We start from the raw sequence: 26,512 nt of genomic DNA, 5'->3' as shown, positions 1-26,512 counted from the left end.
TACCGGTTGGCCAGACAACATGACCGCTTACGCCATCTTCTGTCAGCCTTGCTGCGTGCATGCAAGCGGCACATACGCGCCTAGCCTGGGGTCTTGGCTGTGCTGACGCCCAGTGATTTCAGCTTGCGGTGCAAAGCCGACCGTTCCATGCCGACAAAATTCGCGGTCCTGCTGATATTTCCACCAAAGCGGTGAATCTGCGACAGCAGGTATTCGCGTTCAAAGAGTTCACGCGCATCGCGCAATGGCAGGGCCGTCAATGCACCCGACAAGATGACCTTTGCCGTATCGTCAATATCAGCCGAGGGCGCGCGGCTGTCATTTTGCAGATCCCCAAGGCCGATTGGCGCGGATGCATCCCCAAGGATCAGCGCGCGTTCAATCACATTGCGCAACTGCCGGATATTGCCGGGCCAACGCATGGTCTGCAAATGCGCCTGCGCCGCATCTTCAAGACTGCGCCGTGGCAACCCTTGGGATTTATGCAACAAATCAATGAAATATGTGGCCAGAAGGGGAATATCCTCTCGGCGTTCTTCAAGTCCGGGAACGCGAACGGGCACTACACTTAGCCGGTCCAGAAGTTCCTGCCGGAACTGCCCTTCGCGGATCAGCGCGGGCAGGTCATGGGTTGTCGCACTCATCACGCGCATGTCCACGCGCACCTTGTCCGCACCACCCACACGGGTGAATTGCTGATCAACCAGAACACGCAGAATCTTGGATTGCGTGCCGACCGGCATATCGGCCACTTCGTCAAAGAACACGACCCCCCCATGCGCCTGCTCCAGCAGACCGGGTTCCACGCCACGATCGCCGCTTTCGCGCCCGAACAGCACTTCTTCCATGCGTTCGGGTTCCACCGCAGCAGATGACACGCACACAAACGGGCCAGACGCGCGGTCCGAATTTTCATGCACAAAGCGTGCCGCCGCTTCCTTGCCACTGCCCGCAGGCCCGGTGAACATGATGCGCGCGTTGGAAAATGTCACCTTTTCCAGCTGCGCACACAGGTTGCGAAACGCGTGGCTTTCGCCAATCAGTTCGGATGAATGGGTATCGCGGCGGCGCAGGTCCTGATTTTCCCGCCGCAGGCGCGACGCTTCCATGGCGCGGTTTATCACCACCATCAGCTTGTCGATATTGAAGGGCTTTTCAATAAAGTCATAAGCGCCCTGCTTGATGGCCGCTACCGCAATCTCGACATTGCCGTGGCCGGAAATGATGACGATGGGAATATCGGGATTGGACCGCTTGACCTTCATCAAAATGTCGATCCCGTCCATCTTGCTGTCCTTCAGCCAGATATCCAGAATCATCAGTGCAGGCGCATTTGCGTTCACCTCTGCCATGGCCTGATCGGAATTCGCTGCAAGTCGCGTTGAATATCCTTCATCCTTCAGAATGTCCGATATCAATTCGCGGATGTCGCGTTCGTCATCGACAATCAGGATGTCACTCATGCCCCAACTTCCCCGTTATGTGTTTCATTAGTGGTAAGGTTTTGTTCTGCCGCAGTTAATAGTGGCAGGTTTATAACAGCCATTGCCCCGCGATGGTCGCATCCATCAAAGACGGGTGCATCCTCCAGTCGCAATGTGCCGCCATGCTCTTCGATGATCTTGCGCACGATGGACAGGCCAAGGCCGGTCCCTTCAGTGCGCGTTGTCACATAGGGTTCAAACAGCCGCGCGCGGTCTTCCGGCAAGCCGATCCCGTTGTCGCAAATCGTGATTTTCAAACCGGCATCATGGACGGCAAGCGAAATGCGGATTTCGGGCACATAGGCGGCTGCACCTTCGGCGTCGCGTCTGGCCTCTGTCGCCTCGCCTGCGTTCTTTATCAGGTTCGTCAGCGCCTGCGCCATCATCGTGTCGTCAACATCCAGCACCAAAGGCGTGTCTGGCAGGTCGCTTATGAATCGCACATCAGGCTGGCCACTTTCCTGCAAAACAATGCAGTCCCGCAATATCGCCACAAGATCATGTGCGCGGCGGTCAGGTTCCGGCATGCGTGCGAAGCGCGAAAATTCATCAACAATGCGGCGCAAATCATTGGTCTGGCGTACAATTACCGATGTCAGCTGCGTCAGGCTTTCGGCATCTTCCGTGTCCAGCTTGCGCGAAAACTTCCGGTCGATCCGTTCTGCCGACAACTGGATGGGGGTCAGCGGGTTCTTGATTTCATGGGCAATACGGCGCGCAACATCGCCCCATGCGGCCATGCGCTGCGCACTGACCAGATCGCTGACATCATCGAAGGCCACGACATACCCTTCAAGCCGCCCGTCGCTGCGCCGCCGTTCGGCCACGCGTACCAACAAGGTTTCCAACCGCCCGGACCGCGACAGGCGCACTTCTTCCTGCACCCGTCCAAGGGCAACCTGACCGCCCTGCAAACGCCCCAAAAGGGGCGCGAATTCCGGCACGACATCGGCCAGGGCGCAATCATGCGCCATATCTGCATCTGCTTCGATCAGCGCCTCGCCCGCCTTGTTGATGAAATCCAGACGCCCCTGCGCATCCAACCCGATCACGCCCGCAGTGACCGACCCGAGTACGGAGTCAAACAACCGCCGGCGCGCTTCGATCTGGCGGTTGTTTTCAACCAGCGTTTCGTGCTGGCCCTTCAACTGCGTGGTCATCTGGTTAAACACCCGCCCCAGAAGCGTAATCTCGTCATCGCTGCGCGCCAGTTCGACCTGCACATCGAAATCACCCGCACCCACACGCTGCGCCGCTTCGGCCAGACGCCCCACCGGGCGCGCAAGGCGTTCGGCAAAGGACAAGCCCAGCCATACGGCACCCAGAATCAGGATCAATGCAAAGCCCAGATACAGTGCTGCAAACTGAAACAGCAACTGCCCGCGTTCCTGTTCCAGTTGCTGATACAGCGCCACCGTTTCGCGCGTTTCATCCAGCAGCGATAGAATTTCGCCATCCACTTCGCGGGCGACGTAAAGATAGCGGTCAACAAAATTATTCAAAGCAACAATGGCGCGGAACTCATTGTTTTGCCAATCTCTTATGACAACAATATCATCGCGTGATGCGGCAATCGAATCCGGTTCCGGTGGCGTGAAATTAAACCTGTAGGACCTCTCCCCGCGCGAACGCAATTCACCTGTGCCATCCACCACGAATGCCACGCGCAACCCGCGCTGGATACCGGCCTGCCCTTCGGACAACAGGTTGCGCAAATCTCCTTCATCCATGAACGGAAAGACGCGCCGCGCCGTGTCCAGATACTCTGCCAACTCGCGGGTATCGACGCGCAGATCGCGTTCCTGTTCAAACTGATACGCCTCTGCTGCGGCAAGGGATGCGCCGACGACGCGCTGCACACGGTCCGAAAACCATCCTTCCAGACCGACATTCACTGTTAACGCGGCGAACACCGCAACTGTAATTGTGGGCACCAGCGCGATTGCCGCAAACAATGTCGACAGCCGCAAATGCAACTTCGACCCCGCAGAATCAGACCGCCGCGCCGCAACCAGCCGCGCCACCCGCACAGCGACAAGGCCCGCAGCAATCAGGATATAGACTAGATCGGCCAGAAGAATAAGGAACAAGCCGCTGGATTCGACCGTTTCGCTAAGCGGGCCAAGGGCAAGCAGGGTCAACAAAACCAGTGCTGGCCCAAGCAATATAAGCAACACAGTCGCAACTGCTGAAAAACGCGGGTTCCAAAGGCGCGAAAACCGCCCCGCAGCCCCTGTATCTTGCGTCAAACCCAATTCTGACAAGGCACCCCACCACCACCGCTTCGGTCGCAATTACAACGACCTGTCATTCAGCTTAACGCTGTTGCGGCCAGAATGACACATCAACTGTGGTAATTCTACATCAAACAGCGGCAGGGCGCATAAACGCGCTACACGCCCAGATGCCGCCCGTATCACGTCAGTTTGCGCCTGCGCGATACTTCAATTTCCAGTTCGGTGATCTTCTTGCGCAATGTGTTGCGGTTAATTCCCAACAGATCAGCACAGCGCGCCTGATTGCCCCCAGTCGCATCCAACGCAATTTCGATCAGCGGTGTTTCGATTTCACGCAAAATACGCGCATGCAGCCCCGGCGGCGGCAAATCCTGACCATGCAGGTCAAAATACCGCCGCAGATGGCGCGCCACCGCCTCGGACAGGGTTTCCCCGCTGAAATTCGCCCCGATTGCAGCGGCGCTTGGCTGGCTTTTCAGCGCAGTTTCCATTTCAGTGCGCGAAATCACCGCCTCTACACCTGTCAGTGTCAGGCGACGCAAGGTGTTTTGCAACTGGCGCACATTGCCGGGCCAGGAATAGGCCCGCACAAGTTCCAGTGCATCAGGCGACAGTTTACGCTGGATGGCCCCGTCTTCGGCGGCCTGCCCCAGAAAATGCTGCGCAAGCGGTTCCAGATCATCAATGCGTTCGCGCAAGGCAGGCACATTCAGCGTGACCCCGCCAAGGCGGTAATACAAATCTTCGCGCAGTTTTCCTTCGGCCAGTGCCTTGGCAAGGTTTGACTGCGCGGTTGCCATGATGCGCGGGCCGTCATCCTGCACCATGTCCAGAACGCGCGCGGCACGCAACTGCGCCTCGTCGTCATAGCTGCCCAGTTCATCGAATAACAATGTGCCCCCGCGCACCCGCGACAACAACGTTTGCGCGCCATCGGGCGAACGGAAATCTTCGGATGTGGCGCTGATGAAGGGCTGGCCGCGCCGGTCAGACAAATCATGCAGGGTACGCGCGATCAAGGATTTCCCTGTGCCCGACTCCCCCGTTATCAGAACCGGCATGGCCGAATTGATGACCCGCGCAATCAGCCGGTACAGTTCCTGCATCACAGGTGTGCGCCCGACCAGCGGCAGCCCGTCCATACTTAGAACATCACCACGCGGTGGCGCCGATGCGGGGCGGTTGACAACTTCGGTCGACGACATCAGCCTGCGGTTCTTCATCGCAGCCCCTGCCCGCTTCAGCAATTCCGGCAGGTCAAAGGGTTTGGGCAGGTAATCATGCGCATCCACTTCATTGGCCTGAATGGCAGTCATGATGGTGTTTTGCGCTGAAATCACGATAACCGGCAGGTCAGGACGTTCCTGACTGATTTTCGGGATCATTTCGATCCCGTTGCCGTCTGGCATCATGACATCTGTAATCACCAGATCGCCGCGGCCTTCCTCGACCCAGCGCAACAGCGTTGTCAGGCTGGAAGTCGCATGGACCTTGCAGCCTGCTCGCGTCAGCGCCTGCGTCAATACGGTTCGGATTGTTCGGTCATCATCAGCGACAAGGACAGTTCCGTCCATCAGGCATACTCCGTTGGGATTGGCTCCTGCGGCGCCTGCGGCGCGCGGGGTAGGGAAATTCGAAACACGGTCCGGCCAGGTTTGCTGTCTACGCTGATCCAGCCGGTATGCGCTGATATGATCTTGGACACCAAGGCAAGCCCCAGACCTGTGCCATTTTCCCGCCCGGACACGAAGGGGTCGAAAATGTCACCCGCAATGTCTTCAGGCAGGCCTGGCCCGTCATCTATAATTTCAATATGGATGGGCAGGGCCACATCCTCGCCATGGCCACCGCGCACCCTCAGCGATTGCTCGAAATAGGTCTTGATGCGTATCCGCCCACCGGCGGGCTGGACCTGTGATGCATTTTTCAACAGGTTCAGAAACACCTGCAACAACTGGTCAGGATCGGCCCAGACAGGCGGCAATGACGGGTCATAACTGTCGGTAATGCGCATATGCGCGGCAAAACCTACCGCAGCGGACCGGCGCGCGCGTTCCAGCACATCGTGAATATTGACCGGCCCACAATCTGGCGGGCGCTGGTTTCCAAACTGTTCCACCTGATTGAGAAGTTTCACAATACGCTGTGTTTCCTCGACAATCAGATCGGTCAGTTCACGGTCCTCAGCGCGCAGGTTCATCGACAAAAGCTGCGCGGCCCCTGCAATCCCTGCCAGCGGGTTCTTGATTTCATGCGCCAGCATCTGCGACATGCCGATGACCGATCGCGCGGATTGGCGGATACCTTCTGCCTGACCCAGCTTGCCCGCGATTTCGCGCGGGTTGATCAGCAACAACACCAGATCCTGACTGTCCCCGATAAGCGCCAGTTGCAACGAGCACTGAACCGGCGCGCGGATGCCAATGGTCAGATGCACATCGTTGATGAAAACCGGCGCGCGATTGGCCCGGCACCGCTCCAGGGCGACATCCAGCGACGCATCCATTTGCATAAGCTGCGCCAATGCGCGGTCCAGCACGCCGCGCCGCGACACGCCCAGAAACTGCTCGGCCGAAGGGTTGCAGTCCACAATAGTTTCCTGGCCTTTCACCACCCCGACCATCAGCGCAGGCAAGGGAAGCGCAGACCAGATTGCCCCTGTAACCGGTGGTGTCATGCGGCCTGCCCCATATCAGCCACTCCCATATCAGCCACCGGAGAAAGAGCGTCGGGCAAAAGCCGCAAAACCTGTGCGGGTTCATGCGATGTCTGCATGTGCCGGCGCAGCTGCGCGCACCCTTGCGCATATTGTGCATACCACCCCAGATGTTTGCGCGCGACCTTCATGCCCAGCGCGGTGCCGTAAAACGACAGCATGTCTTCATAATGCGCAGCCACCAGATCAACCAGTGCAGACCCTGTCGGCACATCAGGGTGCGGCTGTCCGAACAGATCTGCCGCAATCTGCGCCAGAACCCATGGCCGCCCCTGCGTCCCGCGCCCGACCATCACCCCCGCCGCGCCCGATTGCGACAGGGCCGCGCGCGCGGTGTCAGCGCACAAAATATCGCCATTGGCGATAACCGGAATATGCGTGGCGCGCACCACATCACCAATCGCGCGCCAGTTGGCCTGCCCTTTGTAGAACTGGCAGCGGGTGCGGCCGTGAATGGTGACCATCCGCACACCCGACGCCGCAGCACGCTGCACCAGATGCGCGGCGTTCAGGCAATCATCATCCCAGCCCAGACGGGTTTTCAGCGTGACCGGAATGGACACAGCGCCCACCACTGCATCAATCAGGCGCAGGGCGTGATCAGGTTCGCGCATCAGGGCCGAGCCTGACATGCCGCCCACAACCTTCTTGGCGGGACAGCCCATATTGATGTCGATCACCTCGGCCCCGCCATCCGCGACCATGCGGGCGGCCTGCGCCATCCAATGCGGGTCGCGCCCTGCAATCTGCACGGCGGTGCGCGCCTCGCCCAGACCCAATTCGCTGCGGGCGCGGGCGCGCATCGATGGCTTGGCCTGCACCATTTCCTGACTGGCCACCATTTCCGACACCACCAACCCCGCCCCGAACTGCGCCACCACGCGACGGAATGGCAGATCGGTGATCCCCGCCAAGGGGGCCAGCAACACCGGGGGCGTGATAGTCACGCGCCTGTCAGCGCCCGTCAACGTGATCCTGTCCAGTGCTGTGTTGGTTGCCGTCATGCGCCCTATCCTGAAGTTCTACAGCCGCCATACACCCAATGGACCACGCAGCGCAAACGAACTAACCAAAGCTGTGACGCGAATTTCATCAAGCGCCTATATTTTAATCACGCATGATCCGTCAACGCGTGGATTGTCAGCACCCCCTGCTTCAGCCTATAGCAGTCGCGCAAGCAAGAGGCCCGACATGACGCATAGCATCGCTGCAATCATTGTCGCCGCCGGGCGCGGAACCCGCGCAGGCAGTGGCACGCCCAAACAATGGCGCAGATTGGCCAACCGTCCGGTTCTGGCGCATACGCTGGACGCGCTGCGCGACGGCGGGCTGACGCGGCTGGTTCTGGTGCTGCACCCTGACGATTTCGCGTGCGCGCAAGATCTGGACCTAAGCGGCGTGCAGATCGTGGCGGGTGGTACGACGCGCATTCAATCGGTTCGCGCCGCACTGGATGCACTGGCACCGGACCCGCCCGACAAAGTGTTGATTCATGACGGGGCGCGCCCGTTCGCCGCCGCCGCAGTCATCAACGGCGTTCTTGCAGCCCTTGAAACCGCACCAGCGGCCGCACCTGCACTGCCTGTCAGTGATGCGTTGTGGCAGGGTGCGGATGGGGTTGTCTGTGGGGCTGTGCCCCGCGACGGGCTTTACCGCGCGCAAACGCCACAGGGGTTTAATTTTACGGCCATCCATTCGGCGCATCGCGCACATACCGGCCCCGCCGATGATGACGTGGAAATTGCGCGTCTGGCGGGACATGATGTTGTCATAACACAAGGTTGCGAAGATAATTTCAAGCTGACATATCCTGCTGATTTTGACCGTGCGGATGCTATCCTACGGAAAAAGACGGGTTTGCATGAAGGGAGTGGGCAGGCGATGGATATCAGGCTGGGAAACGGATTTGATGTGCACCGCTTCGGGGCGGGAAACGGCTGCTGGCTGTGCGGCGTGCTGGTCCCCCATGATCGCGCATTGCAAGGCCATTCGGATGCCGATGTTGGTATGCATGCGCTGAGCGATGCCATCTATGGTGCGCTTGGCGAAGGCGATATCGGCCAGCACTTCCCCCCCAGCGACCCGCAATGGAAGGGCGCGGCCAGTCACATTTTCCTGCGCCATGCGGTGGAACTGGCGCGCAGGCGTGGCTTTCGCATCAGCAATTGCGATGTGACACTGATTTGCGAATACCCCAAGATTGGCCCGCATGCACAAGCCATGCGCCACGCGCTTGCAGACATCACGGGCATTGACGTGGCGCGCATCAGCGTGAAGGCCACCACATCGGAAAAACTGGGCTTCACCGGCCGCGAAGAAGGCATTGCAGCGCTTGCAACCGCATGCCTGATTGCACAGTGATGGGACAGTAAAGGGGCATTCTGCCCCCTCTGGGCCTGCGGCCCATTCACCCCCGAGAGTATTTGGGGGCAAGATGAAAAGGAGTGCGGCATGCGCATGACACGTCTGATTGCAACTTTTTTCGGGGCGGGGCTGTTGCGGCCCGCGCCCGGAACATGGGGCACTGTGGCCGCGCTGCCTGTGGCATGGGGTCTGCATGTGTTGGGCGGGTTCTGGTTGCTGGCGCTGGCCACAGCGCTGGTGTTCCTGCTGGGCTGGTGGGTCACCATTCAGGAAACCCGCGGCATGGCAGACCCCGACCCGTCAGAGATTGTGATTGATGAAGTGGCGGGCATGTGGCTGGCGCTGTGGCCCGTGTCAATCGGCGCAATGATGCAAGGCGTGGCGGTATCGGCATTATGGCCGGGCTGGATTGTGGCCTTCATCGCATTCAGGGCGTTTGATATTCTGAAACCCGGCCCTGTGGGCTGGGCCGACAGGTTACACACACCGCTGGGCGTGATGCTGGATGACATGATCGCGGGCGCGTTCGCGGCGGTGGTGGTCATCGTGCTGGCCGTCCTTGCGCATGGGGTCTTGATGGTATGACCCAGCCCGATGATGTTTTGCGCGCAGCCCGCGCGCGCAAGGTGAGGATTGCCACAGCCGAAAGCTGCACCGGCGGCATGATCATTGCCGCGCTGACCGATATTGCGGGATCATCGGATGTGGTGGATCGCGGGTTTGTCACCTACTCAAACGCCGCGAAGGAACAGATGCTGGGGGTGCAGGCCGCAACACTGGACGCCTTCGGGGCGGTGTCGGAACAGGTGGCGGCAGAGATGGCGCAAGGGGCACTGGCGCGGTCCGCAGCGGGGCTGGCGGTCGCAGTGACCGGCATTGCAGGCCCCGGCGGGTCGGAGCGCAAACCCGAAGGGCGCGTGTGCTTCGCGCTGGCAGATGCGCAGGGCGTCCGCGTGGAAACGGTCGAATTCGGGCCACTGGGCCGCGCAAATGTCCGGCAGGCCACTGTCGCGCATGCCCTGAGTCTGATGTTGCAGGCACTGACCAGCGCTGATGATCAGCCGTAAAGGGCCTTGGCGCGCGCTTCAAACGCGCCCACGATCCGGCGCATGGCCTGATCGAACACAACGCCGATCAGCTTTTGCAGCACCGGGTTGCGGAATTCGAAATCGACATGAAAATCCACCACGCACCCGCCCGCCGGATTGTCCTGAACCTGCCAGCGTGACTGCATATACTTGAATGGCCCGTCAATATAGGCGGTGTCAATCTCTCCCTTGTCGGGGAACAGTTTGACGCGGCTGCCAAAGCGTTCGCGGAACACCTTGAAGGAAATGACCAGATCGGCCTCCAGCTCCTCGCCGCCATCGATTGGCTTGCGCGAACGGATTCGCGCAGCCGACGTCCATGGAAGGAATTCCGGATAGCGCGCCACATCTGCCACCAGATCGAAAATCTGCTGCGCTGTATACGGCATATCGCGGTGCTCATGATGCTGCGGCATGTGTTCACTCTTTCCTGTGTTGTGCACATGTCCTAAAGTCGGCCCGAAAAATCAAGAGGCTGAAATGACGCAAAAACCTTATGTCATCGACCAGATGATCAGCGCCAAGCAAATCGCGGCACGGGTCGAGGAACTGGCGAGCGAAATCACCCGCGATTTTGCGGGCACCGAAAAGCTGGTCGTGGTCGGTCTGCTGCGCGGGTCGTTTGTGTTTATTGCCGATCTGGTGCGCGAGATCGACCTGCCCGTCGAGGTCGATTTTCTGGAAGCGTCCAGCTATGGCAACTCCACCCAATCCGCCCGCGAGGTGCGCATTCTCAAGGATCTTAGCGGAAAAATAGCGGGGCGGGATGTGCTGGTTGTCGAAGACATTGTGGATACAGGCTACACGCTTAGCCATGTGCTGCAAATGTTGTTGGCGCGCAGCCCCGCGCGGCTGGAAGTCTGCGCGCTTCTGGACAAACCATCCAGACGCGAAATGGATATTCGCGCCAGATGGACCGGATTTGAAATTCCTGATGAATTTGTGGTTGGCTACGGCATTGACTACGCCCAAAGAAACCGCAACCTGCCCTATATCGGCAAGGTGCGCTTCACCTGAGGGCGGCATCACGCGCCCGTGTGTTGATCTTCGCGGGCGGCATCGTAAGGTGAAGGTGCCAGTATTAACCAGCCTGAGGGATATTCATGAAGCCACGTTCCGTTTTTGGCGCAAGCCTGATTTGCAGCTTTCTTGCCTTGCCTGTTTTGGCGCAGGAAAATCCCGAAATTGGGCAACGTCAGGGCCAGTTCAACCTGATCGTCCATAATTTTGCAGTATTGGGCGGCATGGCGCAGGGACGCGTGGATTATGACGCCGATCTTGCGCAAACCGCGGCCGACAACCTGTTTCACATAACCCGCCATGACCAAAGCCGCCTGTGGCCCGAAGGAACCGACGCAGACAGCGTTGACGGCACACGCGCCTTGCCAGCCATCTGGGAAAACCTGGATGATTTTGTCGCGAAATTTACCGACCTTCAGACAGCCGCTGAAGGCGTGCAGGCCGTTGCAAGTGACGGAATGGACGCGCTGCGTCCCGCTGTCGGCGCGCTTGGCGCGGCCTGTCAGGCCTGTCATCAGACCTACCGCGCAGAAGCAAGCTGACCGGACCAGCGCGGGTTAGACACGAAAAGAGGCGCCCGTGCGGCTGTGTCGCGCGGGCGTTTCCCTGTAATTGACACATATCCGAATGCACCATCATCATGACCACACCAGACCCATATTCACGCAGCAATAAGCCGGTTCTGACACTACTGGCCGGGGTGGCCATTGGCGGCGCGGCGGTCGCCGCGACCCTTTGGTGGGTAAGTGCGCCAACACCCGTATCGGCGGCGCGCATCGCGGGCCTGACGGGTGATCCACAAAACGGAGAGGCCGTGTTCCATGCAGGCGGCTGTGCATCATGCCACATGGCGCCCGCGTCAGATGCCGACCCGCTGGTTCTTGCGGGCGGGCGGGCGTTTGCGTCTGATTTCGGCACCTTCCATGCCCCGAATATCAGCAGCGATCCGGTCCATGGGATCGGCGCGTGGTCACAGGATGAATTCATAAATGCCGTGATGGCGGGCGTTTCACCGGATGGGCAGCATTATTATCCGGCTTTCCCCTATACTGCATATATCAAGGCAGACCCGCAGGACATTGCGGATCTTTATGCCTTCATGACCACCCTGCCCGCAGATGCCACACCGTCACGCGCGCATGATCTGGCGTTTCCGTTCAACATACGGCGCAGCGTCGGGGTGTGGAAAGCGCTGTATCTGGATGATGACTGGACCATCACAGGCGATCTGACCCAAACCGAAGCACGCGGGCGCTACCTGTCCGAAGCGCTGGCCCATTGCGCCGAATGCCACACCCCGCGCAACGCCCTTGGTGCGCTGGACGTCAGCCAATGGATGCTGGGCGCGCCCAACCCCTCAGGACAAGGGCGCATTCCCGCAATTTCAGGGCCGGATTTCAACTGGTCACTGTTTGACATAAGCGCCTATCTTGAAAGCGGGTTCACGCCGGATTTTGATGTTGTGGGTGGGTCGATGGCTGCGGTTGTCAACAGCCTTCAACAACTGGACAAATCCGAACTTGACGCGATTGCCGCCTACATCCTGCGCACCAACCCATAACCGCGCCGCATTTTGACAGGGCCGCAGGCGTGTGCGGGGTTGTGCGTTGCCGCAATCGCGCCCATACTTATTTCGAACCGTGCGAAACCGTCAGTCATTCAGGATCAGATGCCAGACCAACCGGAAAACCCGCGCCTTTCAACAGTCAACCGTCTGACTTTTGGCGAAAAATTCAGGCTACAGACATGGCTGATGGGCATTATTGCATTTGCCGTCATCCTGTTTTTGCTGGTGCAGGCAAAATTCATTCTGATCGCACTGGCGATTGCGATTATCCTGTTTTCGCTGACATCGGACGCAATAAATTCCATTTCCCGCCTGCGGCTGGGCAATTTCAGAATTACCAACTGGCTGGCCTCTGTCGCGGCGGTGTTCCTGATTGCGTCGGGGTTGCTGACACTGGCGGGGCTGGTGATTTCGCAGATAAATACCGTGCTGACCACAACATTGTCCTACACCGATGACGCACAAAGCGCGATTGCGCAGATGTTTTCGTGGATGGGCGAGGATGTGGAACAATCGGTGCTGCAAACGATGCGCAGTATCGAAATTTCAGGCTATCTGCGCTCTGCCGCCGGTCAGGCGGGCACAATCCTTAGCCAGTCGGTGCTGATTATTCTGTTTGTGGGCTTCATGTTCGCCGAACGGGTCTGGTTCGACACCAAGCTTGAAAACCTGATGACCCATAAGGAACAGGCAAAACGTGTGAATGCCATTATCGGGTCCATCATCCGGCGGGTAAACCGCTACCTGCTGGTCAAAACATTGATCAGCAGTGTGACGGGCATTGTGGTGTTCCTGATCATGAAGGTCTTTGACCTGCAATTCGCAGCGGCAATGGGCTTGTTGACCTTTGTGTTGAACTTCATCCCGTCTGTCGGGTCCATTATTGCAACGCTGATTGTCACGCTTGTGGCCTATATTCAGGTCGCAGAACCGTCTACCGCCGTGCTGATTTTTGTTCTGGCGGGCATGGCGCAGTTTCTTCTGGGAAATGTCATCGACCCGATGCTGATGGGCAAGACACTGCGCCTGTCGTCATTCGGGATCATCATTTCACTGGCGTTCTGGGGCGCGGTCTGGGGCATACCCGGCATGTTCCTTGCCGTGCCCTTCATGGTGGTGGTCATGATAGTCTGTTCCCATATTCCCGCGGCCCGCCCTGTCGCGGTGCTGCTGTCGCGCGAGGGGCTGCCAGAAGAAGAATTTCCATTAACGCCTGTATCACCCGATAGTCTTGATGAAGATGAACAAGCTTTTCAGCGGGTTGTCGGCGCAGAATAAGGCGCCTGCCTGAACCTGCATTGAGTGCCCCCAAAACGGGGCTTGCAGTTCATCCGGTTCTTGGGTGCGGGGGCGGCGCAGTGCACCTGCCCCGGCGTTATGGCACGTCCAGAAGCGCCGCTGGTGCAGACAATCCGGCAGATGCCCTCGGCAGACACAGCAAACCCAGAATATGAAACAGCCGCCAGAGCGCGTCGTGTTGATTTGCATTCACACGACCCACTCCAGCCTTCTGATAACGCATGTGCCGGACGCGCAAAACCGGTTCCCGCTTTGCGCGACATGATCTAATCCAGCCTTGACCAAACGACGCCGCTGCCTGTCACCACCGCATCAAGTTGCTGGTCTGTATCTTCGACCGGAAGCGCGTCACATATCTGCGCATCGAACGCCAGACCGATTGCAAGCACGGAGCCTGCGTTGCGCAGCTTTTCCAACGTCCGGTCGTAAAACCCGCCACCATAGCCCAGCCGATAGCCGTTGCGGTCGAATGCCAGCAGCGGCACGATCAGGGCCTTGGGCGTCACCGGGTCGCGTTGTGCGGGAATCAGTGCCTTGAACGGTCCTTCAGTCATTCGCGTTTCTCGCGTCCATCGGTGAAATTCCAGCGGCAGGCCTGCACCCGCGATGACGGGCACACAAACAGGTCCGGGATGGTGTGTCATGATGGCCAGCGGGCTTAGTTCTGATCGCATCGGCATGTACCCTGCCAACGCGATTCCCGCCAGATCGGCACCAAACCGCATGCTCAACAATTGGTTGAAACAAACCGCTGCGGTATCTGCATCCGTGCCGGACTGGTCCGCCAGAAACGCCGCATTCCTGCGCGTTGTGGCCTCCGCACGGGCCAATGCTTTTCGGGTGGAAATGTCGCTTTGCATCCTGTCCTGCCATGTTTGGGGGTTTCGCACCTTATGCAGCACGAACAGACGGAAAGCAAAACCGGCAGTGTCTTATCTAAGGCTTTCTTAGGTGGGATTACGCATATACGCATCTGACGCGACGACAGCCAAAGACGCCAGAAACAAACCCGCACCGCCGAAAAGGCTATAGGCAACAAATGCCCAGAACACGCTATGGCCCGAAACCAGAACCAGTCCCGCAGACACAAGCCCGGTCAGTATCGCAATCAGCATGGGTAGTATCAACATTTTGTCAAATCCGCATATAACTTCAAATGCTATCCATAGAAGAAATATCATAACCAAATGTAAACGGGCGGCAAAATCATATTTGTCATATACGCAAAAAAAACCGGACTGCTTGTTGCGCAAAAAATCGCGGGCTCATCGCCCCCCATACCGAAAGGCCGCGCACAGCGCCGATACACGGGCGACCGCGATCAGGCCTTGCCCGCCTCAAATTCCGTATTCAACGTGCGAACAAAGTCATTGAGCCACGGTTGGCGGTCGCGACGCTGGCGTTCGGCCTGAATGATCCCGCACAGGGCTTTTTCCGTGGCGTCCAGATCATCATTGACCAGAACGTAATCATATTCTGCCCAATGGCTGATTTCATCGCGGGACTTTTGCATCCGCCCCGCGATCACCTCGTCACTGTCCTGGGCGCGGCCACGCAGGCGCGATTCGAGCTCCGCAATAGATGGCGGCAGCACGAAGACTGAGATGACATCCTTGCCCAGGGATGAATTGCGCACCTGCTGGCCGCCTTGCCAGTCGATATCGAACAAGGTGTCGTGGCCCTGCGCCATAGCCCGTTCCACCGGTCCCTTGGGCGATCCGTAGTAGTTTCCGAACACCTCGGCATGTTCCAGCATCTCGCCCGCATCAATCATAGCGGTGAAATCTTCGCGGGTGCGGAAATAATATTCGCGACCATCCATTTCGCCCGGTCGGGGGGCGCGTGTCGTCGCTGAAACCGAAAACCGGATGGACGGGTCCCAAGCAATAAGACGCTTGGCCAATGTTGATTTCCCTGCCCCTGACGGAGAGGACAGGATGATCAGCAGGCCGCGTCGTGTCATAGTGGTTACTCCAGGTTTTGAACTTGCTCGCGCATCTGATCGATCACGGCTTTCAGTTCAAGTCCAATCCTGCTTAGCCCAAGATGTTGCGCTTTGGAACACAGGGTATTTGCTTCGCGGTTGAATTCCTGTGTCAGAAAATCAAGCCTGCGCCCAATGCCCCCATCTTGCTGCAACAGATCCTTCGCGGCGTCACAATGCGCGCTTAACCTGTCCAGCTCTTCAGTGACATCTGCCTTGATCGCAATCAGGGCAAGCTCCTGTTCAATCCGCGCACCGTCTGGGCGCACAGCTTCGGTCAGGTGCTCTGCGGCTTTGCGCATCGCCTCGGCCAGTGCCCGCCTGCGTTCTGGCAGCAGGTCACGGGCGGCCATGGTCAACGCGTCAATCCTGTCCAGCATTGCATCGATGACCTGCGCAAGCTTCTGTCCTTCGCTTAATCGCATGGCGTTGAAATCATGCAGCAGCAACTCGAAATCCTGCGCCACAATCTGGCCCAGATTCGCGGTGTCAAATGCGGCGAAATCATGTCCCGAGGGCATAACCGAACGCCATGCCAGCACATCAAGGGCAGACGGGGCCGACAGCTGAACCCCTATCGACTGCGCCTTGGCGGTCACTGCGGTCATGCCCGCAAGAACCGCATCCAGCACGGTATGATCTATCATCCCGATCGAAGTGACGCCGCGAAAACTGGCCTTCAGTGTCACGGTGACATTGCCGCGCGAAACACAGGCGGCCAGACGATCCCTCAGTTTTTTCTCAATAAAGCCAATACCTTCCGGCAATCTAAGACGAACATCAAGGCCGCGCCCATTCACCGAACGCATGTCCCATTCAAGGTCCAGATCAACCCCGTCAATCGCCGTAGCAGTGGATTTGCTGGCAAAACCCGTCATCGAATACATGGCGATTTTCCTTGTAACAAATGCCCGTTCAGCCAGAGATGCCCGCGCCGGGTCTGCGCGCGTTAACCATTTCCGCAAAATGTGGCAGAAATTGGGAAAAAATTGCGCTATTCATGCCTTATTAAGACATGTTGCCAGAATATGAAGTCGGCAGAAAGCCGGAAGATCTGGTCCCGCCCATGCGCCACATATGAACTTCCGCCGAGTTGAAAGGTATAGCAATGACCGAATCCGCATTCACCCCGAGAAACGCAGCAATGCTGAACGCGACTGATACACGCGACGCCAGCTTTTCCATGATCAACCGCGTTTGCACCTATTGGGCATCACTGCCAAAGACGGGGCTGGCCCCCGACCGGATGCTGGTTGATGCGCGCGCCCTGTCGGATGTTCTGGCACATGTGTTTCTGGCAGAACTGGTCACCCCGCGTGTGGCGCGGCTGCGCATCATCGGGCATCGCGTCGAGGAAATGACAGGGATGGACATGCGCGGCATGCCATTGACCACGCTGTTTTGCGGCACTGCGCGCGAAGAAATCATGACAGCGTGCGAACAGGTCAGCCGTGGCGCGCGCGTGACATTGTCCTTGCAGGGCGAAGAAGGCTATGGTCGGCCCCAACTGGACGGGTTGCTGGCGATGATGCCACTATGCGACAGCAAGGGGCGCATTTCCCGCGTTCTGGGCGTAGTCGGGCACAAGGGGCAGATCGGTCGCACCCCCCGCCGCTTCGGACTTGCGGCACCGCAGATTCTGCCTGAACCGGAACTGCCATCGAAGGCGGCGTCGTTCCTGCGCGTCATCAAGGGCGGCAAGGCGTAGGCGTCCGACAATTCAACCGCGACCCGAGCGAAAACCGCGCCGGTGCATCTGCCCCGGCGCGGTTTTTTTTATGTTCAATACATGCCCTGCGGCCCGCAGACTTACATGGCAGCGGCCAGCTTCTCGCGGCGCCCGACAAGCTGTTCTGCAACCAGAAAGGCCAGTTCAAGTGACTGGCTGGCATTCAGTCGCGGATCGCAGGCTGTGTGATAGCGCTGCGACAAATCCTCGTCCGACACGGCACGCAGGCCGCCCGTGCATTCAGTCACATCCTGACCGGTCATTTCAAAATGAACGCCGCCCGGAATGGTCCCTTCTGCATTATGCACAGCAAAGAATTCGCACACTTCGCGCAACACCGAATCAAACGGGCGCGTCTTGTATCCGGTTGATGACTTGATGGTGTTGCCATGCATCGGATCACAGGTCCAAAGCACATTCGCCCCTTCTTCCTGCACGGCCTTTATCAGGCGTGGCAGATGATCGCCAACGCTGCCTGCGCCGAAGCGTGCAATCAATGTCAGGCGGCCCGGCTCGTTCTCGGGATTCAGCTTGGCAATCAGCGTCTTCAGGTCATCCGCGCTCAGGGATGGCCCGCATTTCAGGCCGATCGGGTTTTGAACGCCTGTGCAGAATTCGACATGCGCACCGTCTGGCTGACGGGTCCGGTCACCAATCCAGATCAGGTGCCCCGACCCCGCCACTGGCATGCCAGAGGTGGTGTCGATCCGGCACAGCGCTTCTTCGTATTCCAGTAGCAGCGCTTCATGGCTGGTGAAGAAATCCACCTCGGCCAGATCCCTGTTGGTCTCGGACGTGATGCCCGCAGCGGTCAGAAAATCCAGCGTGTCGGAAATACGGTTTGTCATTTCGCGGTAGCGTTCTGCCTTGTCGCCACTGGCAAAGCCCAACGTCCAGTTATGGACACGGTGCATATCTGCATACCCGCCCTTTGAAAAAGCGCGCAGCAGGTTCAGGCTGGCTGCGGCTTGGGTATAGGCTTGCAGCATACGGTTCGGGTCCGGAATGCGCGACTCGGCGGTGAAATCGAACCCGTTGATGATATCCCCGCGATAGCTGGGAAGGTCCACGCCGCCCACAGTTTCCATCGGCGCGGAGCGCGGCTTGGCGAACTGCCCCGCCATACGGCCAACCTTGACTACAGGCACTTTGGCACCGTAAGTCAGCACAATCGCCATCTGCAACAGCACCTTGAATGTGTCGCGAATAGTATCAGCCGTGAATTCAGAGAAGCTCTCGGCGCAATCGCCCCCTTGCAGCAAGAATGCCTCGCCTTTGGCGGCGGCGCCCAGCTTGCGTTTCAGGGCGCGCACTTCACCCGCGAATACCAGCGGCGGGTATTTCGACAACTGCCCTTCGACACCGGCCAGCAAATTCTGATCCGGATAATCGGGCATCTGGATCCGGGGCTTGTTGCGCCAGGTTGATTTCGTCCAGCCATTGGTCATGGCACCCTCCGGTTTATCTTGATCCGATGTGTTAGCGGTCGCAACCGCAGGTGCCTCTATACGAAGGTGGGGCCGGGTATGCAAACACGATTGGGCTTGTCACGTTGAATGAAAGCTGATTGTGTCCATCGATATCCATCAGAATGATGCAGCACCCAAGATGGCAAGTTCCACGAAAACAAATCCCCCCCCGTCCCGTGTTCAGCCGGCTGCGGCCCAGCCGGCCATAACAATACCGCGCCATTTTGCGTTTCTGCTGCTGGACAGATTCACGCTGATTGCGTTTTCTGCGGCCATAGAACCTTTGCGGCTGGCCAACAGGGTTGCGGGGACAACACTGTATACCTGGCAGTTGATCAGCGATACCGGACAGCCGGTGATTTGTTCCAACGGCACGCAAGTCACTGTTCATTCCGGCATGGAAAACCTGCACAAGGAAGCCACCGTCATCGTCTGCGGCGGCGTGGATGCAAAACGCGCAACAACCCCAAATATTCTGGCGTGGCTGCGCAAACGGGCACGGTATGGCAATATAATCGGTGGTATCTGCACCGGTGGCTGGGCCTTGGCCAAGGCAGGTTTGCTGGACAACCGGCGCGCGACGATCCACTGGGAAAACCATACCGGCTTTGCCGAGGATTTTCCCGAAATCGACCTGACAAAATCTGTTTTTGTGATTGATGGAACACGCGTCACATCGGCGGGTGGCATGGCATCGCTGGATATGATGCTGACCATGATCGCCAATGAACATGGCAGTCCGGTGGCCAATTCCGTGGCTGACCAGTTGATCTATTCGTCCATTCGCACGAATCGCGATACGCAGCGCCTGTCGATCCCTGCGCGCATTGGTGTCAGGCACCCGAAACTGGCCCGCGTGATCGAGATTATGGAAAGCCATATCGAAGACCCGATCAGCCCCGCCGATCTGGCCGAGGAAGTGGACATGTCCACCCGCCAGCTAGAGCGGTTGTTCCGCCGCTATCTGAACCGCAGTCCAAAACGCTATTACACCGAATTGCGACTTGAGCGTGCCCGCAACCTGCTGATGCAAACGGATATGAGTGTGATCAACGTGGCACTGGCATCGGGGTTTACGTCACCGTCGCATTTTTCAAAATGCTACCGCGCGCATTACAACACCACCCCCTACCGCGAACGCGGCGCGCGGTCGTCCGACAGCCCCCAATAGGCGCGGACCTGTCGCATTGCCATGTCAGACAGTATCGCAGGGCTGGGTAATTTGGGCCTTTAAGGGGATGGTTGTGACTTGGACAAAGCCCGCGCCAGCGGTGGGCCGGAGACTGCCGATCCGACATTATAAGAATGCAGTTTATGCAGGCTGCATACTCACAAGATCAAAGGCTTGGACTGCCATCAGAGTAATCGGCAGGCCGCAGGACGGCCAGACCTATGGCGTGGGCGGGCTGCGCCCTTTGCTCCGCGCCTTGGGAAACTTCAACAAGGCCAGCACCACCCGCCAACCGTATGCTTCAACCTTATCGGACGACACCCCAAACACAAAAGCCGCACAGAAACCCGTGCGGCTTTTGTGATAGTCAAGATCGCCGCCCCTGCAAACCGCAAGGCAACGGCCATGCGCGTCCGTCAATAGTCGCGAATTTCCGCGTCTGCGACCAGTTCCTGCAATTTGACATCCGCCATGCGCCCGATGCGCTGATCGAACAGCATATCGGTCATCCGGTTGTCACTGGGGCGGTCCTCGAACTGCAATTCACGCGCACACAGCATCAAAACTACCAGATTGTTACCCTCGACCGTGTTTGCAGACACTTCATTGCGATCAAGGCGTGCCAGTTCCACAGCATCGGATTGCGCGATATTGCGCTGTAATTCGGTGCGCTCGCTCAATGAATCGTCGCTAAGGTCGCCAGCAAAGCCCCCAAGCTCGGCACAACTGCGCACGCCTGCACGGATGCGCGCCACCCGTTCAAGGTTAGCTTCGCTCCGCCCACCGGGAAGCAGCAGGCGTTTATAGGTCAGTTCAATCTGGTCGGCGGGTATATCGCGGGTGCTGTCACTGGCGCGCAGCTGGAAATATGCAAAGGCTCCGCTCAATTCCAACGGGCCAACGATTTCACCGGGGCGCGCCACGGAAAGTGGCGCGGCAATATTTCCGGGCAGGTTTTCCAATGGCATCCAGTCCAGACGCCCGCCCTGATCGCGGGTGCCCGCCAGCGAGAACTCTCGGGCGATGTTGGAAAATTCTTCTGCCGTGCGTGCGGCATCGATCATTTCCATGATCTGGCCGACAGCATCGGCGAATTCAGGATCGCTCGGCAGGAATATCTCGGAGACCAGAACGCGGGTTGTGCCGCGAATGGCCGCAACATCGCGGGCGCGCGCAACATCACTGTCAGTGACCGACACCACGCCCGGAAATTCGCGTTCTGCCACCTTGCGCCACAAAAGGCCCACTGTGACGAACTGCCGGAAGGTTTCGGCATCAATCCCGCTTTCACGCATGACGCCCAGCACTTCTTCTGTGCTCAACTCGACGCGCGCTGCGAATTCGGCCATCCCCTCGGCCACCTCGTCGCTGGTCACGCGAATGCCCTGACGGCGCGCATAATCCTGTTGCACCGCCTCTTCGGTCAGGCGGGTCAGCGCTTCGCGGCGCATATCGGCGGCGCCGGTATTCAGCAATTCCAGAAATGCCACCCGCTGGGCAACATCATAATTCGTGATGATCCGGTCATTGACCTTGCGCGCAGGCGCAAACGTGCCTTGAGCTTGTGCGGCTGTCGCTGCCCAAAGCACCCCGGCGACACACAGCATCATCACAATGCCAAGCCGCGAAACGATGGAAGATTTGAAAAAACGCATCAGGTCAGGTCCGTTCGGTTGGTCTGGAAATTTCATGGTCACTCAGGTGTTGGCATACATGACAAGTGTAGCTTTGTCATCTATGCGCTGCTATCGCTTTTCAGGCCTAATTGCATAAGTGTTGCAGTCCGCCCCTCCTTGGTGGTCAGCCACCGGAACATGTTCGCCGCGCCCGCGACGGATTGCCGCCAACGCCCAGCACATCAATATTCAGCCCGAATCTGGTCGTGTCGCTAGAAGATGTCGCAGATGCGAATCTGCGTTCGACTTCCATCTCCATGCGCAGGCACTCGTTCTCGAAGCTCAATCCGGCCCCCAGACGTGCCGCACGATTGCGGGCAATGTCATAACGCCAGTTTACGCTGGCGGTCCAGTATTCATCCAACGCACGCGATCCGTCCAGCGACCATTCCGCCGCTTTGGACGGGCGGTTTTCCGCAGGATCGGCGCGAATATGCATGTAAGTCGTGGAAATGGAATAGTCCTGCGTGCTCCAGTCCAGTTCAAGCGCGTTGCGTGACAGGCGGAAATCGGAATTGAACAAGGCGCGGTTGCTAAGCGTCAGGCCCTGATCGGTATCAAGCGAGCTGACAAGCAGCCAGTCCGACCGCCCCCCCGCCAATGGCGAGTCGGGCGAAAACTGGCCAAGGTCGCGCTTGCGCCAGACACGTCCCAGCATCAATGTGCTGGACCACCCCTGCGGATCATGCCGTGTCCAGCTTAGCCCCAGATTGGCGCGCAATCCCATTTCCCGCTGATCGCGCGCGGCAAACCGGGTGTGGGTGAACAGGTTGCCTTCGTCCAGTTCCGGCAGGCTGCTAAGGTCATTGGGCAGCGCATCGACACGGTCCCGCCCCCAGATAACCTGTGCCACGGGTTCCACCACATGGGTTGCCCCGCCCGCAGCGCCCCGCACCAACGGCCAGCGCAACTCTGCCATGACATTGGGAACAACGCGGGTGGTGGATCGGGCAAAACCCGTCGCGCCCGGTGATATGTCGAAATGATCCACCCCAAGGTTAAAACCAACGGCCCCCAGCACGCCTGCGGGCAATACGGCATCACGCCGCCAATCCAGATCCGCACTGAAACGCGCGACGGATTTCACATCAGCGGCCAGGGGGCTGCGGCGTTGGTGCCCGTGAACCTCGAATCGCAGCCCGGCAATGCCACCAAGACCCGGCATGTCAAAGCGGCGTTCATAGAATGCCTGCCCGATCTGATTGGGCAAGGTGCGGTTGGTGTCGACAAGCCGCAAGGACCGAAAGTGTAATGCCTGAATTCTGACATACTCATCGCGGCGCACGCGCTCCAGGGTGATATCGGATGTCAGTTGCGATTCAGAGCGGTCGTAATCATCCAGCAGCGAACGGTCGGACACTTTTGTCAGATTGAATGACAACTCATATCCGCGCCCGACAGCGAACTCGCCCCGTGTGTAGCCCATCGCCCGTGTGCGCCCACTGCGAATCGAATCGCGCGCAACCAGCCCGCCCATTTCCAGCATGCCCGTGGCGAATGCCTGCCTGTAGCGCAGTTCCAGCGCGCGCGTTCCTTTTGTGCCCAAAAAGGGTGTGACCGTCAGGTCCTTATCTTGGGAGAGAACTATGAAATAGGGCGCGCGCAGACCAATACCGTGGCCCGTATCCACCACAAACTGCGGGCTAAGCCATCCGGTTGCCCGTTCCAGCGAAGGATCGGGCACACGCAGGCGCGGCAGATACGCCACCGGCAAGCCGAACAGGCGAAACTGGGCATTCTCGAAATAAATCTGTTTTTCTTGCTGATCATGCACCACCCGTGTGGCGCGCACTTCCCAAAGCGGGGTCTGCGTTTCTGCGCAAATTTCACAGGCTGACGCGATGACGGCATCCATCTGGGTGAAGCGCTCGTCCACGCGTTCGACCTGATGGGCGGAAATCTGCAACTGCTGCTCCAGCACGACCCGTGCCGAGCGGATCAGCCCGCGCCGAAACCCGTCATGCATTTCTGCGGCGTCCGCCAGCATTACCACGCTGTCGCCTTCGGTCAGGGTCAGCGGACCTTCGATCTGCAAACCACCAGTCTGGCGGTCATAAATGATACGCCTTGCCCGCAAGCGCGTCTGGCCTGACAAAGCCTCAACATTGCCTTCTGCGATCAGGCGGTTTGGACCATCCAGAAACAGACGGTCCGCAACCAATGTGGCGAATCCCTGTTCAACACTTTGGGTCTGCGCGAATGCAGGCATGGGCGGTGCCACGACCAGCCCCCCCGCAACAAACAGGGCAGCAAGGCACGACCGCGCGACAGCACGAAATTTTCGGCCATGTTGCGGACAGGCCCGAGGCATCAGCCTTCCTCCAAATTCAGCAGCAGTCCCACTGCAAGCAGCAATGTTGCAACAGGCGGCCCCCATGCAGCCAGCATGACAGGCACCTGTCCGGTTTCCCCCAAAACCTGTGCAAAGTTACGCAGAAAGAACAAGGTGAATCCAGCCAGAATCGTTATCAAGGCCCGAATTCCTGCACCGCCCGCGCGGGCGTGGTGAATGCACAATCCCAAAGCCAGTAACATCATGCCCGTCATCAGAACCGGAAGGGCAAGTTCCATGTTCAGCCGCATCCGGTGTTCCAGCGCCGCGAATCCGGCCCGTTCCAGTGCGGCAATAAATCCCGGCAACTGGGTCAGCGGGACGGTGCGCACCTGTGCAAAGCTGTCCCTGATCTGTTCCGGCGTCAGGTCGGTCGGCAGCGTGACACGCAGCGATCGCGTTGCCTGCTGTTCAGGGTTCATTTCCGACAGGTTCCATTGCTTGACCAGATGCAGCGACCAAGCACCGGGTTGCAGTTCGGCCCGCGCGGCGCGCAACCGCGCGGACAAGCCGTCATTGGCGTCAAATATCAAGAAGGTTACGTCGTGCAAGACAGTGCCGGTGTCTTCTGCGCGCGGTGAAAATATGACCGTCTGGCCCTGACTGTCGGCCTGCCGCAACCAGACATCCTGCCCGCTTATGATCACCGCACTTCCGGCATCGCCGCGCAGCTGCGCCTGCGCGCGGCTGTATTCGCGCGTTGTGCTGGCAACCAGCGGGTTCATCACGGCCACAAACACAATGCTGAAGGCAAAAAATGCCAATGCCGGTACGACAATCAGCCGCGGCACCGACCGCCCCGCAGACCGGATGACCACAAATTCGGAACTGCGCGACCATGCCAGCGCAACCCACATCGCCGAAAGCATCAGCACAAGCGGTGCGATTTCATATAATGATTCCGGTGTATTCAGCGCCGACAATCGCAAAATCTGGACCATTCCGGCAGATTGCCCGCTGAACCTGCGCATTTGCTCGACCATGTCCAGAAGCAGCAACATGCCCACGAAAACGCCAAGAACCATGACACACGCAGCCAGCAAACGCCGGATAAGATACAGATCAAGCGTCATGTTACAGCCCCGGCTTGCGCGCGCGCCGTCCAGCCACGCCCCCGCGCACGGCTTGCCCACCACAGCATGACCACCACGACAGCACTGCCAAGGGCAACCGGCAGAAAGGCAAGCCACGCGAGTGCTGCATTGCGCAACGCAAAACCGGATGCTGCATTGCTGGCCAGCTGAACCAGGGCCAGCACGATAATCGCGCCCAACACCTGCCGCCAGACACCCAACCGGCTGAACTGTCCCAGACAGATTGCCACAAACCCGATCAGAGATGTCATGACCGCCAGCAACGGCTGTGCAAAACGGCTGGCCAGTTCGAAACGGACCTCTGCGACAGAAATTTCCAACGTCTCTAATTCTTCGGGGTCAGGCGAAATCAGCTGGCTGGTGGGCAGTTCGCGCACATCCGCGCGCCGCCCCGCTGGCCCGACCAACGCACCTATATCGAATGTCAGATCGTCAAAACTTAGCGTGCCCAAACGATCCGGCCCTTCACGATAGATCAGCGCGACACCGTCCAGCAAAACCAGCGCCGGCCCCTGCACCCCCGGAACCAGCAACGCGGAACTGGCATTATATTCGACGCGCGTGCCTGCGGTGCGGGAATCAGACAAGAACACATCAAGCAGTTTCCCTTCAGGCGTTATTTCCCGCACGAAAACCACAATATCGTCGGCAGGTTGCAAAAACTCCCCGGAACGCAGCAAGCGAGAGGTGATATTCTCGGCGATCTGAACCTGACGCTCGGCCAGCTGCATCCGCGACAGCGGCATCAGCACATGCATCAGGAAAGCCAGCATAAGCGCCGCCACCAGCCCGAAAACCGCCACTGGCAGCAGCATCCGCACAAAAGACAACCCCGTGCCTTGCAGCACCACCAGTTCGTTATCGCGCGTCATCCGCATGGCGACATATACTGCCGCTGCGAATGCAGACAGGGGCAGGACCACACGAATGACATTGGGCAGGGTCAGCGCGGAAAGTTCCAGAAAAATCCAGAAACTCTGGCCATCCCCCACGATTGCATCGAACAACCGTGCGGCACGATTGACCCAATAAACCGAAATCAGCACAAGCGAGAAAAAGGCAAAGACCGTCAGCAACTGAACCAGAAGATATCGGTCAATACTGCGCACTTGTGCCAAACCCCTGAACCAGAAACTGCGAGCGACAGTATGCCTATGGTCGCATAATTGAAAGCGATTCGCGCGGGCGCATCCTCGCAGATGTTGCGCGAATACCCGCATTCCGGCTTGCCACACTACCAGATTTGCGACGCGTCCTTGCGTTTAGCCGCGCGCTTGCGGCA

General features: G+C 58.7%; 24 protein-coding genes. 9 read left to right on the top strand and 15 right to left on the bottom strand.

The window, feature by feature from the left end:
* Nucleotides 1-80: 80 nt before the first annotated feature.
* From P8S53_RS08135 to dusB, 5 genes are all read right to left on the bottom strand, one after another.
* Nucleotides 81-1,463, bottom strand: coding sequence for a sigma-54 dependent transcriptional regulator (locus tag P8S53_RS08135; RefSeq protein WP_277806640.1), 1,383 nt, complete (start codon nucleotides 1,461-1,463; stop codon nucleotides 81-83).
* Nucleotides 1,460-3,733: a PAS domain-containing sensor histidine kinase gene (locus P8S53_RS08130; protein WP_277806639.1), complete on the bottom strand. Its 2,274-nt coding sequence runs from the start codon at nucleotides 3,731-3,733 to the stop codon at nucleotides 1,460-1,462. The genes P8S53_RS08135 and P8S53_RS08130 overlap by 4 nt, the downstream gene beginning before the upstream one ends.
* 167 nt (nucleotides 3,734-3,900) lie before the next feature.
* Nucleotides 3,901-5,295: a response regulator gene (locus P8S53_RS08125; protein WP_277806638.1), complete on the bottom strand. Its 1,395-nt coding sequence runs from the start codon at nucleotides 5,293-5,295 to the stop codon at nucleotides 3,901-3,903.
* Nucleotides 5,295-6,398, bottom strand: a complete 1,104-nt coding sequence (locus P8S53_RS08120) for a nitrogen regulation protein NR(II) (protein ID WP_277806637.1) — start codon at nucleotides 6,396-6,398, stop codon at nucleotides 5,295-5,297. Before P8S53_RS08120 ends, P8S53_RS08125 begins: the two co-directional genes overlap by 1 nt.
* The gene (gene dusB, locus P8S53_RS08115; protein ID WP_277806636.1) at nucleotides 6,395-7,441 is read right to left on the bottom strand and encodes a tRNA dihydrouridine synthase DusB; all 1,047 of its coding nucleotides are present in this window, start codon (nucleotides 7,439-7,441) and stop codon (nucleotides 6,395-6,397) included. The genes P8S53_RS08120 and dusB overlap by 4 nt, the downstream gene beginning before the upstream one ends.
* A gap of 187 nt (nucleotides 7,442-7,628) precedes the next feature.
* Here dusB and P8S53_RS08110 point away from each other — a divergent pair, with 187 nt between their 5' ends.
* From P8S53_RS08110 to P8S53_RS08100, 3 genes are all read left to right on the top strand, one after another.
* Nucleotides 7,629-8,798 carry a bifunctional 2-C-methyl-D-erythritol 4-phosphate cytidylyltransferase/2-C-methyl-D-erythritol 2,4-cyclodiphosphate synthase gene (locus tag P8S53_RS08110; RefSeq protein WP_277806635.1) on the top strand — a complete coding sequence of 390 codons (1,170 nt, stop codon included), beginning with the start codon at nucleotides 7,629-7,631 and terminating at the stop codon, nucleotides 8,796-8,798.
* A gap of 90 nt (nucleotides 8,799-8,888) precedes the next feature.
* Complete coding sequence (locus tag P8S53_RS08105) at nucleotides 8,889-9,386, top strand: phosphatidylglycerophosphatase A (protein WP_277806634.1); 498 nt, start codon at nucleotides 8,889-8,891, stop codon at nucleotides 9,384-9,386.
* Nucleotides 9,383-9,868 (top strand): CinA family protein, encoded by a 486-nt coding sequence (locus P8S53_RS08100; protein ID WP_277806633.1) that lies wholly within the window; start codon nucleotides 9,383-9,385, stop codon nucleotides 9,866-9,868. Before P8S53_RS08105 ends, P8S53_RS08100 begins: the two co-directional genes overlap by 4 nt.
* Here the strand turns inward: P8S53_RS08100 and P8S53_RS08095 are convergent.
* Complete coding sequence (locus P8S53_RS08095) at nucleotides 9,859-10,305, bottom strand: type II toxin-antitoxin system RatA family toxin (protein WP_277806632.1); 447 nt, start codon at nucleotides 10,303-10,305, stop codon at nucleotides 9,859-9,861. The genes P8S53_RS08100 and P8S53_RS08095 overlap by 10 nt on opposite strands.
* A 64-nt stretch (nucleotides 10,306-10,369) precedes the next feature.
* On the opposite strand from P8S53_RS08095, the gene hpt reads away from it, so the two are divergent.
* The 4 genes from hpt to P8S53_RS08075 all read left to right on the top strand — a co-directional run bounded on the left by hpt (nucleotide 10,370) and on the right by P8S53_RS08075 (nucleotide 13,754).
* Nucleotides 10,370-10,906 (top strand): hypoxanthine phosphoribosyltransferase, encoded by a 537-nt coding sequence (hpt, locus tag P8S53_RS08090; RefSeq protein ID WP_277806631.1) that lies wholly within the window; start codon nucleotides 10,370-10,372, stop codon nucleotides 10,904-10,906.
* 86 nt (nucleotides 10,907-10,992) lie between these two features.
* On the top strand, nucleotides 10,993-11,451 hold the full coding sequence (locus P8S53_RS08085; RefSeq protein ID WP_277806630.1) for a cytochrome c: 459 nt from the start codon (nucleotides 10,993-10,995) through the stop codon (nucleotides 11,449-11,451).
* 98 nt (nucleotides 11,452-11,549) lie between these two features.
* Nucleotides 11,550-12,470, top strand: coding sequence for a cytochrome c (locus P8S53_RS08080; protein WP_277806629.1), 921 nt, complete (start codon nucleotides 11,550-11,552; stop codon nucleotides 12,468-12,470).
* A 192-nt stretch (nucleotides 12,471-12,662) separates the two neighbouring features.
* Nucleotides 12,663-13,754 carry an AI-2E family transporter gene (locus tag P8S53_RS08075; protein WP_373418520.1) on the top strand — a complete coding sequence of 364 codons (1,092 nt, stop codon included), beginning with the start codon at nucleotides 12,663-12,665 and terminating at the stop codon, nucleotides 13,752-13,754.
* A 287-nt stretch (nucleotides 13,755-14,041) separates the two neighbouring features.
* Here P8S53_RS08075 and P8S53_RS08070 read toward each other — a convergent pair whose 3' ends face one another.
* From P8S53_RS08070 to P8S53_RS08055, 4 genes are all read right to left on the bottom strand, one after another.
* Nucleotides 14,042-14,635, bottom strand: a complete 594-nt coding sequence (locus tag P8S53_RS08070) for a 5-formyltetrahydrofolate cyclo-ligase (protein ID WP_277806627.1) — start codon at nucleotides 14,633-14,635, stop codon at nucleotides 14,042-14,044.
* Between the two features lie 87 nt (nucleotides 14,636-14,722).
* Nucleotides 14,723-14,905 (bottom strand): hypothetical protein, encoded by a 183-nt coding sequence (locus P8S53_RS08065; RefSeq protein ID WP_277806626.1) that lies wholly within the window; start codon nucleotides 14,903-14,905, stop codon nucleotides 14,723-14,725.
* Between the two features lie 191 nt (nucleotides 14,906-15,096).
* Nucleotides 15,097-15,738 (bottom strand): guanylate kinase, encoded by a 642-nt coding sequence (gene gmk, locus P8S53_RS08060; RefSeq protein ID WP_277806625.1) that lies wholly within the window; start codon nucleotides 15,736-15,738, stop codon nucleotides 15,097-15,099.
* 5 nt (nucleotides 15,739-15,743) lie between these two features.
* Entirely contained in the window at nucleotides 15,744-16,646 is a 903-nt protein-coding gene (locus tag P8S53_RS08055) for a YicC/YloC family endoribonuclease (protein ID WP_277806624.1), read from the bottom strand.
* 221 nt (nucleotides 16,647-16,867) lie between these two features.
* Here P8S53_RS08055 and P8S53_RS08050 point away from each other — a divergent pair, with 221 nt between their 5' ends.
* Nucleotides 16,868-17,467, top strand: coding sequence for a PAS domain-containing protein (locus P8S53_RS08050; protein WP_277806623.1), 600 nt, complete (start codon nucleotides 16,868-16,870; stop codon nucleotides 17,465-17,467).
* Nucleotides 17,468-17,568: 101 nt separating this feature from the next.
* Here P8S53_RS08050 and P8S53_RS08045 read toward each other — a convergent pair whose 3' ends face one another.
* Nucleotides 17,569-18,936 carry a class II 3-deoxy-7-phosphoheptulonate synthase gene (locus P8S53_RS08045; RefSeq protein WP_277806622.1) on the bottom strand — a complete coding sequence of 456 codons (1,368 nt, stop codon included), beginning with the start codon at nucleotides 18,934-18,936 and terminating at the stop codon, nucleotides 17,569-17,571.
* 160 nt (nucleotides 18,937-19,096) lie between these two features.
* Here P8S53_RS08045 and P8S53_RS08040 point away from each other — a divergent pair, with 160 nt between their 5' ends.
* Complete coding sequence (locus P8S53_RS08040) at nucleotides 19,097-20,128, top strand: GlxA family transcriptional regulator (protein WP_373418519.1); 1,032 nt, start codon at nucleotides 19,097-19,099, stop codon at nucleotides 20,126-20,128.
* A 416-nt stretch (nucleotides 20,129-20,544) separates the two neighbouring features.
* Here P8S53_RS08040 and P8S53_RS08035 read toward each other — a convergent pair whose 3' ends face one another.
* The 4 genes from P8S53_RS08035 to P8S53_RS08020 all read right to left on the bottom strand — a co-directional run bounded on the left by P8S53_RS08035 (nucleotide 20,545) and on the right by P8S53_RS08020 (nucleotide 26,339).
* Nucleotides 20,545-21,783, bottom strand: a complete 1,239-nt coding sequence (locus P8S53_RS08035; RefSeq protein WP_277806620.1) for a peptidylprolyl isomerase — start codon at nucleotides 21,781-21,783, stop codon at nucleotides 20,545-20,547.
* A gap of 145 nt (nucleotides 21,784-21,928) precedes the next feature.
* Nucleotides 21,929-24,115 (bottom strand): LPS-assembly protein LptD, encoded by a 2,187-nt coding sequence (locus tag P8S53_RS08030; protein ID WP_277806619.1) that lies wholly within the window; start codon nucleotides 24,113-24,115, stop codon nucleotides 21,929-21,931.
* Complete coding sequence (lptG, locus tag P8S53_RS08025) at nucleotides 24,115-25,209, bottom strand: LPS export ABC transporter permease LptG (RefSeq protein WP_277806618.1); 1,095 nt, start codon at nucleotides 25,207-25,209, stop codon at nucleotides 24,115-24,117. Before lptG ends, P8S53_RS08030 begins: the two co-directional genes overlap by 1 nt.
* A complete protein-coding gene (locus tag P8S53_RS08020) occupies nucleotides 25,206-26,339 on the bottom strand; it encodes an LptF/LptG family permease (protein ID WP_277806617.1) in 1,134 nt (377 codons plus the stop codon). Before P8S53_RS08020 ends, lptG begins: the two co-directional genes overlap by 4 nt.
* Nucleotides 26,340-26,512: the final 173 nt, after the last annotated feature.

Source organism: Roseinatronobacter sp. S2 (assembly GCF_029581395.1).
In the GTDB taxonomy this organism is placed as follows: Bacteria; Pseudomonadota; Alphaproteobacteria; order Rhodobacterales; family Rhodobacteraceae; genus Roseinatronobacter.
The sequence above is the reverse complement of the archived record's forward strand: the minus strand, read 5'-3'. Positions and strand labels throughout refer to the sequence as shown.